Source organism: Nonomuraea sp. NPDC049152 (genome assembly GCF_040648355.1).
Lineage (GTDB): Bacteria > Actinomycetota > Actinomycetes > Streptosporangiales > Streptosporangiaceae > Nonomuraea.
In genome coordinates, this window is the sequence record NZ_JBEZDO010000013.1 from 193,713 (window position 1) to 207,827 (window position 14,115).

The 14,115-nt window shown below is 70.8% G+C and carries 10 protein-coding genes; 1 reads left to right on the forward strand and 9 read right to left on the reverse strand.

The annotated features are described in order from the left end of the window. Positions 1-141: 141 nt before the first annotated feature. Entirely contained in the window at positions 142-873 is a 732-nt protein-coding gene (locus AB0B45_RS24490) for an AfsR/SARP family transcriptional regulator (RefSeq protein ID WP_358134410.1), read from the forward strand. Here the strand turns inward: AB0B45_RS24490 and AB0B45_RS24495 are convergent. The 9 genes from AB0B45_RS24495 to AB0B45_RS24535 form a co-directional block, all read right to left on the reverse strand. Then, entirely contained in the window at positions 870-1,799 is a 930-nt protein-coding gene (locus AB0B45_RS24495) for a hypothetical protein (RefSeq protein WP_358134413.1), read from the reverse strand. The genes AB0B45_RS24490 and AB0B45_RS24495 overlap by 4 nt on opposite strands. Further along, the gene (locus tag AB0B45_RS24500; protein WP_358134416.1) at positions 1,796-2,530 is read right to left on the reverse strand and encodes an NAD(P)-binding domain-containing protein; all 735 of its coding nucleotides are present in this window, start codon (positions 2,528-2,530) and stop codon (positions 1,796-1,798) included. Before AB0B45_RS24500 ends, AB0B45_RS24495 begins: the two co-directional genes overlap by 4 nt. After that, on the reverse strand, positions 2,527-2,976 hold the full coding sequence (locus AB0B45_RS24505; protein WP_358134419.1) for an acyl-CoA thioesterase: 450 nt from the start codon (positions 2,974-2,976) through the stop codon (positions 2,527-2,529). Before AB0B45_RS24505 ends, AB0B45_RS24500 begins: the two co-directional genes overlap by 4 nt. Beyond that, positions 2,943-8,462, reverse strand: a complete 5,520-nt coding sequence (locus tag AB0B45_RS24510) for a type I polyketide synthase (protein ID WP_358134422.1) — start codon at positions 8,460-8,462, stop codon at positions 2,943-2,945. The genes AB0B45_RS24505 and AB0B45_RS24510 overlap by 34 nt, the downstream gene beginning before the upstream one ends. 10 nt (positions 8,463-8,472) lie before the next feature. After that, a complete protein-coding gene (locus AB0B45_RS24515) occupies positions 8,473-9,399 on the reverse strand; it encodes an enediyne biosynthesis protein UnbU (RefSeq protein ID WP_358134423.1) in 927 nt (308 codons plus the stop codon). A gap of 2 nt (positions 9,400-9,401) precedes the next feature. After that, the gene (locus tag AB0B45_RS24520) at positions 9,402-11,267 is read right to left on the reverse strand and encodes a VCBS repeat-containing protein (RefSeq protein ID WP_358134425.1); all 1,866 of its coding nucleotides are present in this window, start codon (positions 11,265-11,267) and stop codon (positions 9,402-9,404) included. Beyond that, positions 11,264-12,214, reverse strand: coding sequence for a DUF1702 family protein (locus AB0B45_RS24525; RefSeq protein WP_358134426.1), 951 nt, complete (start codon positions 12,212-12,214; stop codon positions 11,264-11,266). The genes AB0B45_RS24520 and AB0B45_RS24525 overlap by 4 nt, the downstream gene beginning before the upstream one ends. Positions 12,215-12,522: 308 nt before the next feature. After that, on the reverse strand, positions 12,523-13,245 hold the full coding sequence (locus AB0B45_RS24530) for a response regulator transcription factor (RefSeq protein WP_358134429.1): 723 nt from the start codon (positions 13,243-13,245) through the stop codon (positions 12,523-12,525). 139 nt (positions 13,246-13,384) lie between these two features. Continuing rightward, the gene (locus AB0B45_RS24535; RefSeq protein ID WP_358134431.1) at positions 13,385-13,915 is read right to left on the reverse strand and encodes a class I SAM-dependent methyltransferase; all 531 of its coding nucleotides are present in this window, start codon (positions 13,913-13,915) and stop codon (positions 13,385-13,387) included. Positions 13,916-14,115 lie beyond the last annotated feature (200 nt).

The following is a 14,115-nucleotide window of genomic DNA, read 5'->3' on the forward strand; positions in this document are numbered from 1 at the left end:
CCAAACCCCCTTACCTTAGGGCCAGTCCGCGGCCTTTTGTATCCTTCGGACCACGAAGCGAACCTTCGGTGAGCGGTCTTGTCCACGGGAGGGGCCGGCCGTACCGTCGAGCCGTCCATGGGGCGGAAGGACGGTGCTCAGATGATCGAGTTCCGCGTGCTGGGCCCGGTCGCGGTGTGCCGTGACCGCCGCGACATCACGCCCAGGGCGGCACGCCTGCGCCAGGTGCTCTCGCTGCTGCTCCTCCAGAGGAATCAGGCCGTTCCGCTCGGCGCGCTGCTGGACGAGCTCTGGGGGGAACGCGCTCCCAAGACCGCTGTGACTACCGCGCAGACCTACGTCTACCGCCTTCGCACGCAGCTGGGGAGAACCCACCTCGTCACTACGCCGCACGGCTACCTGCTGCGCGCGGAGGAGGACGCCGTGGACGCCACGCTGTTCCACCGGCGTCTCGGCGAAGGTCACCGGCTGCTCGAGGAGGGAGACAGGGAAGCCGCCGCCCGCACCCTCAGGCAGGCGCTGGGCCTGTGGTCCGGCGACGCCTTGGCCACCGTGACCCAGGGGCCGGCGCTGCGGGCTCACGCGGTCTTCCTGGAGGAGAAGCGGCTGCACGCACACGAGCTGGTCATCAGGACCGAGCTGGAGCTGGGGCTGCATCGCCAGCTGGTGGGCGAGCTGCGCGGGCTGGTGACGACCCATCCGCTGAACGAGTGGTTCCACGCGCAGCTCATCACGGCTCTCCACCGGTCCGGGCGGCGGAGCGAGGCGCTGCTGGCCTACGAGCACCTGCGTGCCGTACTCGCCAGTGAACTCGGCGTGGACCCGTCCCCGGAAGTGGAGCGGGTCCAGCGCGAGGTGCTGTCGATCGGCTAGGACCAGGGCGCCATCGGATACCAGATGAGATCGCGCCGGGCCAGCAGCCTGACGTCCCAGTACAGCAGGGTGAAGACGCCCACCACGAGGAGCGCGGCCCCGGCGACCACTGCCGCCCGGCCCGGCTTGGCCGTGAACCACCGGTGCAGCCGGCCACCCGCGAGCCCGGCGAGGAGCAGGAAGATCACCGCAACCAGGAGGATGTTGCCGACCGACTGCAGGACGAAGGCCAGCGCGCCGTAGAGGGGGTCCTGGCTGGCGGCGGTGTCGCGGAAGAGCTGCCGGAACAGGCCGTACGGGCGCCCGACGAGGAAGCCGCCGATCAACGCGCCCATGAGCAGGACGCGGGCGTGCGGGAAGCGCGTCGCGACTCGCCGCAGCGGGTCACGGACCACGCCAAGCGCGGCCAGCCCGAGATAGATCATCACCAGCCCGATCAGGCCGAAGGCGACCATGGACTGGATCGAACGCGGCGAGAGCCCGGAGCCGGAGGGCGCCGTCGAGGCCTGCGGCATGCCCTCGCCCAGCACGGCGGCGATCACGCCGTAGGTGGCGGACACCACCACCATGCCCACGACGAGCCAGCCGAGCGGGCGCAGCGCGCTCACCAGGCGGCCGCGAACGCCCTCCCCCTCGCCGAACAGGGGGGCGAGGGCGCCGAAGACGGCCACGTTGCACGCGGTGAACGTGCCCGCCACGCCGGTCACGAAGGCGAAGACCATCCCCGCCGCGGTGCCCGTGAAGGCGAAGCCCTGAGGGTCCTCTCCCAGGAGGGTGGTGGCGACGGTGCCGCCGATGACCTTGTCGACGAACGTCGCCGACCAGATCATGCTCAGCACGGCGCCGCCCAGCACGCTCAGGATGACGATCAGGGTTCGGCGGGTGGGCACCTCGGCCTGCCGCACGGGCTGCTGGGTAAGAGTCATGACGTCCCTCCCTGAACGGCGGCCGTCTCGGCGGCCGGTACCCGCACCAGCGGAAGCCCCACGGTCGCGTCCGCGTCGGTGGAGTTCTCGATCTGCAACAGCAGCCAGCTGAGCCCCTCGATCCAGCGGCTGCTCGACAGCGCTCCCGCGTCGGCCGTGTCGAAGCCGATGCGCTGGACGAGGTCGGCCACGCAGGCCTTGGCCCACATGTCGTCACCCGCCACGGGAATGGTCAGCCGTTCGTGGCCGGAGCCGAGCTCGCCGAGCCGCTTGGCGGCCACGCAGTTCAGCGCCTTCACCACGTGCCCTGCGGGCATGGCCTGCGCGATGCGCTCGGCGGCGGACATCTCGGGCCGCTCCCGGCCTTCCATCAAGCCGGGATTGGACACGTCGATGAGCACCTTGTCCTTGACCAGACCCCGGATGCGCGGAGCGATCTCCTCGCACGTGGCCTCGACCGGTGTCGCCAGGATCACCACGTCGCCGTTGGCCACCACCCATTCCAGCGGGCCGGCGACGGCGCCCTGGACCTGGCGCGCCAGCTGGGCGGCGGACCGGCGCACCCGACTGGTCAAGAACAGCCGGGTGCCCTTGCCGGACAGTGCCCGCGCCAGCGCCGTGCCCATCTGACCGCTTCCGACGATGCTGATCGCGGTCTTGGTTCCTGAAGGCATGGCCGCGGCCCTGCGCCGCGCCGTGCCTTCGCGCCACCGTAAGGTCTGTGTGGTCACTGCACTCCTCCACCTATCAACTGGTCCGAATAGCGCTCGAGAGCCCGCCGCAGCTGGCCTGGGACGGCCACCGGCGTCAGCCCGGTGTCCGTGCGAAGCATGCAGGCGATCGTCTGGGATCCCCGCGCCACCAGCTGCGCGGGGTCGATGTTGACCCGGTAGTAGGCGAAGTCCATGGTGACGCGGTTGTGGTCCAGGCCGCTGAGGGTCATGCGGATGGAGACCCGGTCGAAGGCGTACAGCTCGCCGAAGTAGTCGCACGAGCACGCCAGCGTGACCATCGCGAGACCGTCGTTCAGCTGAGCCAGTGTCTCCGGAGCGTGCTCGGCCAGGAAACGTTCCCTGCACTCCCCCTGCCAGGTCAGGTGCTCGGCGAAGTAGACGTTGCCGACCAGGTTCGTGTCCGCGAAGGTCACGAGGTGCTCATAGGCGTAGTAAGGGCGCACTGTTCTCCTTCCATGAATACGGTGACGGCGACCGGGTCCTGCTCCCCCTCGACCTCCACCAGGGCGGAGACCAGCAGGTCGTCGCCCGCCCTGAGGACCGCCCAGCCCTGGTCGTAGACGCCCTGGATCACCGGCGGCGCCTCGCCGTGCCGTCCGGCTGTGGCAAGGCAGTCCCTGATGCCGCGCGTGCGCGCCAGGACGTGGCCCACCGGCTCGGCGGCCAGCCGTACCAGCTCACCGGTCAGGCCGGGCCAGGGATCCACACCATCCGGTACGGCTCGCGCGACCTCGGCGCGCGCCAGCATCGCGGAGTCCGGCGGCAGGATCTCGAGTTCGAGGTCCTCGCCGAGGCCCAGCTCGACATCCACACCGGGCAGGTGGGAGGCGAGCGCGCGGGTCAGGTAGGGCCTCAGGAGGAGTCTCGGCCAGCGGGTGAAGGCCGGCAGCGGCCCGACGTCCCGCAGCCGCAGTCCCTCCCAGGTGACGACCGGTTCCCCCGTGACCTGGGAGACCACCACGTCGTAGGTGTAGTCGGCGCCCTCCCTTGACCGCTCGGCCGCGGCGAGCACCAGGTGGTCGCCCGAGACCACCCGCTGATGGATCGTCATGCGGTCGCAGCCGACCGGCAGCAGCCGCCGGTGCGGAACGCACGCCTGCAGAACGTGGATGGTGGCGTCGTTGCGCGCGTGGTCCCCCAGCTCGGTGTCCCCTGCCTCACCACCGGGCGCGAGCACGGCGGTGCACGCGGTGGCCGACAGATGCTCGTAGCCTCGCAGCAGCTGGAAGGCGGGCCCGTGGAAGAACAGCGGGCCGTAGAGCCGGGCGGCGGCGTGCCGCGGCACCGGCGACCGGTGCGCAGGCACCTCAGGGACCGCCGCGCCATCCGCGGGGTCACCGGCCCTGCAGCTGAAATGGTCGACGGCGAAGCCGGTCTCGTCGCTGAGAATGGCGACGTCGACCCCCTTGTCCTCGCGCACCTGGGCGCAGATGCGGATGGTGCGGCCACCCTCCTCCGGGACCACGATCGGGCGGGTGAAGCGGCCCAGCTCCAGTGAGGTCGCGGCCCGCCCGGTGAGCAGCCGCGCCGCCTGTGCCATGGCCTCCATGGCGCATACCGCCGGCAGCACGCGCAGCCCGTCGATCCTGTGGTCGGCCAGGAACGAGTCCCGCTCCGTGGTGAGCACGGCTTCGGCCACCAGCTCGACACCGGGCACGTGCAGTCGCACGTGCTCCAGGTAGCGAGCCGTCCCCGGTTCGGTGACCGCGGCACGGTCCAGTGAGGGATGCCTGCCGGAGATCACGAGCGAGGGCGCCTGCGGGCGCGTCGCCAGTACCTGGAGCAGGAACTGAACGCCGCGGGCCACGGGCAACGGCGTGACACCGACCCGTTCGAGGTCGCTCAGGACGTGCAGCCGCTCCCCCATGCCCGCGCCCGACCAGGCGGTCCAGTCGAGGTTGCACACGTAGGCGCCGGGCAGGCGGGACCGCAGGCTGCGCATGAGCTCACGCATGCGGCCGTTGGCCAGCGCGTAGTGGGCCTCGCCGTGCAGGCCGTACCTGCCGATCACGGATCCGTAGGTGATCAGGACGCGTAACCTGTCGGTGTCCAGCGCGTCCAGGACCGTGCGGAGACCGCGCACCTTGGGTGCGGCGTGCTCGGCGAAGTCTGCGGCGCTCAGGTCGGTGAACCTGGCCGGACGGTTGACGCCGCTGCTGTGCACGAGAGCCGTGACAGGGCCCAGGGCCCGCGTGGCGGCTGCGACCCCCCGGCGGACGGCCCCGGCGTCGCAGACGTCGGCCGCGGCGTAGTGGAAGACCGCTCCGGTCTCCTTCAGCCTTTCGAGGTTGGCGCGCAGTTCCTCGTCGTGGTCAGGGTCTCCGCGGCCGAGCAGCGCCAGCCGTACCCCTCGTGAGGCCAGCCCGAGAGCGGTCTCCAGGCCGATGCCCCGGCCACCACCGGTGATGAGCGCCACATCATCGGGCCCGAGCCCGATGTCCGTCCCCGTGGCGGACTCCAGCGGCCGGTGGGTGACGGCGAAGATCTGCGCGTCGTCGCAGACGAGCAGCTCTTCGGCCATGGCGCCGGGAGCGGCGATCACCTTGGCCAGCGCCTCGGCGGCCACCGGGCAGCGGCCGGGGCAGTCGGTGCGCACCAGGCGGATGACCTGGCCGGGGTGCTCCTGGCGGAGTGTTCCGACGAAGCCTGAGGCGGTGTCACCCTGATCGATCACGACCAGCGCCGCTCCTGAGGCCACGGCCTGACGGGAGGCGTCGATGAGGACGGCGATGTCCTGCTCGCCGGGGTTGGCGGGGAGGAAGACCAGCATGGCCGCAGGCGCGTGCGGCGCCGTGACCAGGCGCGGCTCGACCACGTCACGCAAGGGCGCGAGGCCGTGCACCTGCCAGGCATGGGGCTCGGCGGGGGCCTCCGCGAGCTCCACGGGATGCGCTTCGGGGACGAAGAGGCGATGCCAGGGCGACAGGCCGCGTGGCACCGCCGGCTCGGCCTCCCGTGCCCCGGAGGGCAGCTCCCGCACGGCGGCGACGAGGTCGGCCACCGTGGCGTCGGCCAGAGAGGGCGGCAGCTCGGGCACCGCCCTGTCACAGGCGTTGGCCGCGTCCACCACGAGCTGGGCCACGCGCAGCGAGTTGAGGTGGAGGTCCCCGATCAGCAGGTCGGTCTCGCTGATCGCCTCGCTCGGCAGCTCGAGCGCCGCGGCGACCAGATCGCGCACCAGCGCGTCGACGTCGCCTCCCGCTGGGCCCGTCTCGGGCTCGGTGCGGGCCGGGGTCTGCCCATCCGTCCGCTCGCATGGGTTGACCAGGAAGGACGGGTCCCGCCACAGGTCGAAGGGACGGTGGAAGCCTGAGGCGAACATGGCTCGCAGATCGTCCACGGCACCGACAGCGTGCAGCGCGGCGGCCACCTGGCACAGTCCCTCGGCCGAGGCCGCCCCCACGTCCAGGGAGACGGCGGGCACGTCGGTGATGCCCTCGGCCAGGGTCGCCAGCCCGCGGCCCGGCCCCACCTCCACGAGCAGGTCGCAGTCCCGCGAGAGCAGCTCGACGGCTTGGCGGAAGAGCACAGGGCCGGTGACCTGCGCGGCCAGCGCCCGTCGCAGATCCGTCGCGGGCGTCGCCTTCGCTCCCAGGATCGTGGAGTAGACGGGCCGGGAGATGGGGTTCATCGGCATCGTGGCCAGGTGATTGGACAGGGGCCACTCCGCCGCGAGCATGGCCCTGGTGTGGAAGGCGTGGCTCACCTGCAGCCTGGTGCACTGCATGCCGTCCCCTCGCGCCCTTGCCAGCACGCGCTCGAGGTCCCCGACCGGGCCGCCGACGACCAGGGAGGCGCCGTTGTCGGCCGAGATCACCAGCTCGGTGTCGTCGATCAGCCGGGCCACGGTCTCGGCCGGGGCCTGAATGGCGGCCATGCCGGTCCCCGCCTCGCCCTCCTCGCTCATCACCCGGCCGCGGAAAGTGACCAGGTCCAGGGCGTCCGATTCGGAGAAGGCGCCCGCCCAGCACAGGGCGGTGATCTCGCCGAGGCTGTGCCCGACCGCCGCGACGGCGTTCACCCCCAGCCGGTCCAGCCAGCGCAGGCCGGCCATGGACGCCGAGAAGATCTGGGGCTGGGCGATCGAGGTGTCCACGGGCCCGTCGTCGCGTTCCCCTGTGCCGAAGGAGACCTCGGACAGCACGGAGCCGAGAGCGCCGGGGCCGGTGGGCACCGGTGCGCCCTGCCCCGTGAGCAGGAGGCCCACCCGGCCCTCGGCGCTGTCGGAGACGAAGATCCCCGGAGCGGTGAGCAGTCTGCCCTCGCCTGCCTCGGCCAGCATCGCGGCGGCCTGCTCGGCGCGCCTGCCCAGCTGTGCCGGCTCCCGCGCCACGATCCCGACGCGGTGACGGCGGCTGCCGGTCGAGGCCGCCAGGCTCGCCGCGAGGTCCACGTGGTCGGCGAAGGACATCGTCGCGGCCACCGCGGCGGTCCTCGCCAGCGTCGCCGCCAGCTCCTCGACGGTGTCGGCGGCGAAGACGAACGCCTCGTGGCTGCGCGGACGCCTGGCCATGCGGCGCTCGGTCGTGGAAAGGGGGCGACCCACCCGCCGCATGGCGGCTTCGAGCACCACGTGGGCGTTGATGCCGCCGAACCCCATGGCACTCACCGCCGCCCGCAGGGGGGCATCGGGCCAAGGCTCGGCCTCGGCGACGACGCGAAGCGGGACACCCGACGTGCGCAGCAGCTCGTGCGGCTCCTCACAGCCGGTGGTCGGGGGGATGACCTGGCGTTGCAGCGCGGTGGCCGCCTTCAGCAGTCCCGCCACCCCGGCCGCCGCCTTGGTGTGGCCGATGTTGGCCTTGATGGAGCCCAACGCGGCGGGCGTTAGCTCGCGGCCGCCGCGCTGGGCTTCCATGAGGGCGGCGAGCTCCACGCCGTCGCCGACAGCGGTGCCGGTTCCGTGCCCCTCGAACAGTGCGACGGTCTCGGGCCCCCACCCGGCACGCCGGTAGGCCCGCTCGATCGCCAGCAGCTGCCCTCCGCGTTCGGGACGGGTGATGCCGCCCTGACCGTCTGATGAAACACCCCAGCCGCTGATGACCGCGACCGGGACGCGACCCGCGGCCAGTGCGTCGTCCAAGCGCATCAGCGCGACCATCCCGCAGCCTTCGCCGGGCCAGAAACCCGTGGGCCGGGCGTCGTAGACGCGCATGGCTCCGTTCGCCAGCGCGCCGGTCCTGGCGAACCCGACCAGTTCGAAGGGGTCGAGGCTGAGGTCCACCCCGCCCGACAGGGCGAAGTCGATCTCTCCGTCCCGCAGCGCCGTACAGGCAGCGATGACCGCCAGCAACGACGACGAGCAGGCCCCGTCCACGGTGTAACCGCCGCCGCCCAGGTCGAAGTAGTTGCAGATGCGGCCGGCGATGGTGTTGGCCAGCCCGCCCGCGAGGGTCTCGTCGGACGGCTCGGCGAAGGGGGCCTTGAAGATCTGCTCGGCCCGCGCCAGCAGACCACGCAGACGGTCGGGGTCCTCGGCGGCGAGCGCCTCGCGCATCACGCGTTCCACGTACGGCCAGCGCAGCCGCAGGGCGGCCGCCCTGCTGAACTCCCCGGCCATGGTGTTGCCCACCACCACGCCCACCCGTCGCCGGTCCAGCCCTTCGGCCCCGCCGTACCCGGCGTCGGCCAGCGTGTCCGCGGCGACTTCGAGGGCCAGCCAGTGCGCCGGATCCGTGGCCCGGTGAACAGGTCCTGGGATGCGGAAGCGGGACCGGTCGAACTCCCAGCCCTCCAGCACCGCGGCGTGCTCGACGTAGGTGCGGTCGGGGTCGCCGGGATCGAAGCTGCGGTAGCCCGGGTCCAGCCGGACCGCGGGGATCGGCCGGAACGTCCGGCGGCGGGACAGGACCAGTTCCCACAGCTGCCCGGGATCGCGGGCGTCCGGATAACGGCAGCCCGTCCCCACGATGGCGATGGCAGAACTCATGATCAGCTCCTCAGCCGGCCACGGCGGGTTCCCGCACCCGGACCGGCTCGCCGGCGAGCGCGGCCCTGCGCCGCGAGATCGAGACGAATGCGAGCCCGACGCCGCGGATGGCGCACACGATGCTCAGCGCGAAGAACAGGCCGAACACGATGTGGAGTGAGACCAGCAGGCCGTAGACCACGGCCGTCCCCACCCCGAACGCGACCTGCCGCCAGGGCGCCACCGGCGTGGTCCCCGGGTCGGTGATCATGTAGTTGGTGTAGAGAATGAACGCCGTCCCTGTCATCACCAGCAGGGCGCTCCACGTCGAGGTGCCGTCCACGGCGGTTCGGATGAGCGCCTGCGCCACGAAGCCGCCGACCCAGCCCAAGATGAGGGGCATCTTGCCCGTGAGCTTGGCGTTGAGCATGGTGCCCGCGGACAGGATGGCCAACGGGATGATCCAGTCGACCGGGCCCGAGACGAACTCGGTGAAGTGGTACGGCGGGGCGATGCCGACCCAGGGGAAGAGCAGCAGCACGGCGACGATCCCGAAGTTGGACGGGTTGAGCACGTGCCGGACGCTGCTCCTGCCCGAGCGGTCGATCACGGTGACGCGGAAGAGGTACTTGGAGGTGATGGCGATCACCACCGCGAGCAGCACCGGTTCCAGCCGGGCGTTGGCGTACATCAGCATCGCGCAGGCCAGGGCGCTGATGTGCGCGGGCAGCAGGAAGTCCATGAGCTTGACCCAGCCGCCCAGGTACTTGGCCGGGCGCCGCCTGGCCCGCGCGTCGATGGTCTCCAGTCCCAGCTCCACCGCGTAGGCCAGGAGGACGGCGGCGATCGGTGTGATGAACGCCTGCTCGAAGCCGAGAAGAAGATGGCCGATGATGTTGAAGGCCGTGATGGACATGGCGAACCTGCGAAGGGCCGCCGTCCTGGGGTCGCGCGTCATGGTCATACCTCCGGACGAAGGAGCAGTTCGTGCCAGCCGGGCTTCAAGGCGGCGTCGGTGGTGTGGCGCACGCCGCAGCCGTCACGCCAGGTCACGGTGACCGGGACCGCGGCCGCCGGGTCGGCCAGCGCGAACAGCAGCTCGGAGGCGGAGACTCCACCGTGGCCGTTGGCCGGGTAGAGCTGGGCGGAGGCGATGCCGGCCGCGCCCGAGCGCAGCGTCACGCTCGCGCCTACGGCCGCGGTCGTGGTGGTCGACGAGCCGCAGCCCGCGGGCCGCTTCAGGGTCAGGCCCAGGTACGGCAGGTCGGTGGGCCTGGTGTTGCGGTAGACGTAGGAGGCTCGCCACTGGTTGGCCACGGCGAAGTCCAGCTTGCCGTCGTGGTCCACGTCGGCCAGGGCGATTCCCCTGGAGACGCCTCGGTCCGCCACGCCGAGCCGGTCGGCGATGTCGTGGAAGCGGCCGGCCCGGTTGCGTGCGAAGAACGGATTGGGGTCAGATCCCGAAATATCGTCGCCTGGGATGAATTGTGGCCAGAGGGCGGGATTGCTCACCACGCCGTCGTTGGCCATCGCCAGCTCCTGCAGGTTCGCCCATCGGTTGTCGCCACCGGCGACGAACCCGGTGGCCTGGAGCACCTGCACGTCGCCGTCCCCGGCGAAGTCCCCGGCCTTGATGTCCCAGCCCCAGCCCGACCTGGACAGCCCGAGCGGCTCGCTGAGGTCGTCGTAATGGGCCGTGCCTCCCTCCCCCAGCGCCTCGCGCCGGGTGCTGACCCAGGCGAAGTTGCTCTCGAGCAGGGCGAATTGCTCGGTGATGTTGCTCACCACCATGTCGGGCGCGCCGTCGTCGTTGAGGTGGGTGAAGGCCACGCCCATCCCCTTGAAGGAGTCGCGCCCGATGACCTTGGACTTGGGTGTCGTCAGGTGCCTGATGCCGCCTTGGACCTCGAAGCGGGGCCGGCCCGGCGTCGACAGGTTGCGCAGCAGGTGGTCGGTGCCGAAGTCGTTGGCGAAGTAGAGCTCGGGCAGGCCGTCGTCGTTCAGGTCCTGCGCGCCGATGGCCAGCGTCCAGCTCTTGGCCACGGCCGCGTCCAGCACGCCCGGCACGTCGGAGAACCGTGCCTCACCCGGCTTGCCCGCGTTCAGCAGGATGCGGTTGGCCCCGCCGTTGACCGAGGCCGACATGGAGGCCTGCATGTGCAGCTCATCCTGCCGGGCAGCCGGGTCGAGCACCCTCGCGCCGTCGGGGAAGTAGTTGCCGACGACGATGTCGGTCCTGCCGTCGCCGTCGACGTCGGCGAGCGAGGCCGCGTTGCTGTTCCACACCTGGTACGGCTTGACCAGCTCCTGCGCGGTGAACGCCGGAGCGCCCCCCGAACGCAGGAACAGCACCGGCGATCGGCCCCAGTAGTAGACCATCGCGTCCGTGCGGCCGTCCTGGTTGAAGTCGCCGGTCACGCAGCCCATCGGCGCCATGGTCGAGGTGTACGGCAGGCCGCCGGGCGTGAGCGTGACGACCGGATACCGGGCGCCCGTGCCTGGCACCGGGCGGATCGTCACCGAGTCGTCCCGGGTGTCCACCAGGCACACGTCGTCAGGGCGCCCGTTGCCGTCCACGTCGTCCAGGGCGAGACCGGCGCCTACGGAGGAGATCCAGTGGCTGATCCGCTTGTAGGCGGGCGCGACCGCCCGGACCGTTCGCCGGGTGTCGGTCTGGTTCAGCGCCGTCTGCCGGAAGGAGAAGCGGTCGGCGAGCCGGTCCTCCTCCGCCAGGGAGGTGGACGGGAGCCGTGCGGCGAAGATCCCGCCGGTGATCAGCACCACCGAGCAGAAGGCGGCCGCACCCGCCCGCAGTCTTTCGATCATGTCGTCTCCTTCGCCTGGTGAGCCTCCGCCCAGGCGTGGCGGATCCGCGCACGCCACGCCTCGTAGGCGGCCGGGGAGCTCGGCGGGCATGCCACCTGCTCGAACGCGCGGTCGGTCCAGGCCGCCGCGGTGGCCAGGTCCGTGCCGGTCAATCTCTCCACGGCGATAGCCGAGCCCGGGGGCCTGATGCCGGACAGGTGGTGCGCCTTGGCCGCGAAGGCCGCTCCCTGGGCGAGGTCCGCGCGATAGCTCGCACCGAGAGTGGCCAGGTCGTCCACGCCATCGGCCGGCAGCGCGCCGGTGTAGCAGGCGGCCAGCCCGATCCCGGCCCACAGATCAGCCCGGCGCTCCGGGGCGAATCCTTCGATCGTCTTCGCGACGCGCTCCGGCTCGGCTGCTCCGTAGAACCACAGTGCGCGGCCCACGCCCTGGTCCCTGATCGCCCTGACAGGACCGCGGGCCGCGCGCTCGATCCACCGCCGGCCGAAGACCGCCTCGGGCCGGAAGAACGCCTGGTGGAAGCCCCAGCCGTCCCAGGCCAGCCAGCCCAGCAGGGGATGCCATGGGCGGGTGAGCTTCCAGACGGGCAGCCGCAGCCGGGCGTAGGCCCATCCCGCGCCGACCGTGATGAGATGGATGTAGCTCGCGCCCTGCTCCTCGCGGAGCTCCTGGAGCCGCCGTCCGCCCGACAGGCTCAGCACATCGAGCAGGCACCTGCTCATGCCCGCGCCCTCGTAGGCGAATCCGCGGAACTCCGGCGCCACGCCGGACAGGTCGAGCGGGCCGGAGGCTCGGGCGAGGCCATCGTTGTAGCCGAGCACGAAGCTGTGGACCACCTCTTCGAGCCGGTCCCGCACACCGGGGGCGGCCTGGGGGAAGCCTAGCCCTGCCAGGGTGAGCCGCCCAGGATCGAGGGCGAGCGCGCGACGTAGCGGTGTCGCGGTCATGGTCTACCTCACTGGATCTAGTAGGACAGGGCCCGGCCCGCAGGGCTGCGAAGATCAAGATTTTCGAGTACGACAGGCGTCCTTCTAGGCTTTTTCGCTCGTATTTGGCGCATCGCCCTTTGCCTTCCTCATTTATCTGTACAAATCACCACCATTTTCCTCATATCAGCACGGGCGACGCCTTATCTGAAGACCTAGATGGGCACTCCCCTAGGGGTAGCCGTCTGGCTAGCCTCAAAAGCCGCCAAGCAGCGAAAATCACGCCCCCGCACATCGGACGGGGACGTGATCGAAGAATGACTTATTCGTCAGGGGTTGTATGTGCTGCGCAATGCAATGGCTACAGCGAGGGTCCGGTTCGAGCAGTTGAGTTTCGCCAGAACATTGGACACCAGACGTTTGACGCCGTGCTGGGAGATATGCAGGCGCAGCGCGATCTGCTTGTTGCCGAGCCCCTCGACCAGCAGGTCGAGCACCTCACGCTCGCGCGGGGTGAGGGTGTTGATACGCGACCGGGACTGGCGGATGTCCTCCCTCGCCCGGCTCAGCAGTCGGTTGGCCAGGAACGACGGCATCGGCACGTCGCCGGCCACCACCCCGGAGATGGCGGCGGCCAGCGCCTGCGCGGTCAGCTCCTCCTGGACGAGGAAGCCGTTGCACGGCACCGCGGTGGCCGAGTCGAGGCCCTCGTCGTCCACCCCGGCCATCAGCACCAGCACTTTGACGTCGTGACGGCACACCTCGGCGGCCAGCACGCACACCTCGGCCCCGTTGAGCCCACCGAGGCCGAGAATGAGCAGGTCGAACGCTTGCTGGCGGGCCAGCTCCAGCACCTCGGACCGGAGCGCGCACAGCCGGACATGCCGCACGGGGGGAAGCGCGCCGAGCATGACGTTGAGGCCGTGCCTGACGAGGTCGTTCTCGACATGGATGGCCACCCGCAGGAAGCCGGCGCTCTCCCTGTTCAGCGTGTGGTGATAGCTGGCCGGCTCCAGGATGGGGAGCCCGCTCTTGGATCCGTTCACCTTCACAGCCATCCCCTCCAGAGGCTCGACCGGGATCGGCTATGTCCGCGACGCTACGCGGCGGGCGGGCTCCATCAATGGCTCCGGACCGAAGGTCGGATCGCGGGACCGAAAGACGCAGCCCGCCGTACAACCTTCGGACCACTCAGTCGCGCGGCCTGGCCACGACGCACACGAGGCCGGCCGAGGTCGAGGTGACGCCGGTCAAGGGAGAGGCCTCGAACCCGTGCTCCTCGACCACCGGGACCACCTTGTCGACGATCTCCCTGGCCCGTCCCGCGCCGGGCGGCTCCCAGCACAGGTGGAGGCTCCCGCCGGGAGCGAGCCAGCGGCGCAGCGCGGCCAGTTCCTTGGCAGGGGAACGCGTCCAGAACAGATTGACGTTGACCGAGAAGATCTTGTCGAAGGAGCCGTCGGCGAATTCGGCGTCCTCCAGGCCCACGACCTCGAAGCTCGCACGGCCGGCCGCGACACTCTCGCCGTTGCGCCGCATGGCCGCCTCGATGGCCACGTGGGATCGGTCGATGGCGGCGAGGCTGCCCTCCTTGAGCCGGTCGAGGACGAGCGCGGCGGCGACGCCGCGACCGCATCCGATCTCCAGCACACGATCCGAGGGCGCGAGCTCCAGCGTCTCCACCGCCCAGACCAAACGCTCAGGTACCGCTTTTTCAGCCATGGCGACAACGTATCCCGCCCAGGCGGAATCTGGCGGATACCGAAAAGAATCTGTCAGCAGCAGGAAACGCCCCCGGCTCACACTCTCCCCTTTCCTATAGAAACGAGCAAAAAGGGCATTTCTGGAGGAGAGTTGTCATGCCGGAGACAGTGGTGGCCGATTTCGAAACCCTCTACCGGGGTGCGTCTCCGGTGCCAGGT